Annotated in this window: 1 protein-coding gene; it reads left to right on the top strand. The window is 69.6% G+C overall.

Features of this window, described 5'->3' with window-relative positions:
• Positions 1 to 618: porin (locus A9Z05_RS37360; protein WP_371090546.1), on the top strand; the 618-nt coding region annotated here is incomplete at both ends.

The following is a 618-nucleotide window of genomic DNA, read 5'->3' on the forward strand; positions in this document are numbered from 1 at the left end:
CGCGCTGGGGGCTGCGCGGCCGCGAGGATCTCGGCGGCGGAATGGCCGCGGTCTTCGCGCTCGAAAACGGCTTCTCGGGCACCACCGGCAAGCTGTCGCAGAAAGGCGTCGATCTGTTCGGCCGTCAGGCGTGGCTCGGCGTGGAATCCAGGACGGCCGGCACGCTCTCGTTTGGCCGCCAGTACGACCTGATCCTCGATTTCGTGACGCCGCTCGGCGCGTCCGGCCCCGGCTGGGGCGGCAACCTCGCGGTCCACCCGTACGACAACGACGATTCGAACCGCAACCTGCGCATCAACAATGCGGTGAAGTACACGAGCCCGACGGTTCGCGGGCTGACCTTCGGCGCGATGATCGGGTTCTCGAACACGCCCGGCCAGTTCTCCAACAACGCGGTGTGGAGCTCGGGCGTGTCGTACGCGAACGGGCCGCTGAAGCTCGGCGCCGGCTACCTGAAGATCAGCCGCGACCGCAACGCGCCGAACCCGGACGGCGCGCTGAGCACGGTCGACGGCTCGGCGACGATCACGGGCGGCAACCAGCAGATCTGGGCGATGGCCGGCCGTTACGCGTTCGGGCCGCACTCGGTCGGCGCCGCGTGGTCGCACTCGACCACCG

It is taken from the genome of Burkholderia sp. A2 (genome assembly GCF_001729305.1).
GTDB classification, from domain to species: domain Bacteria; phylum Pseudomonadota; class Gammaproteobacteria; order Burkholderiales; family Burkholderiaceae; genus Burkholderia; species Burkholderia sola.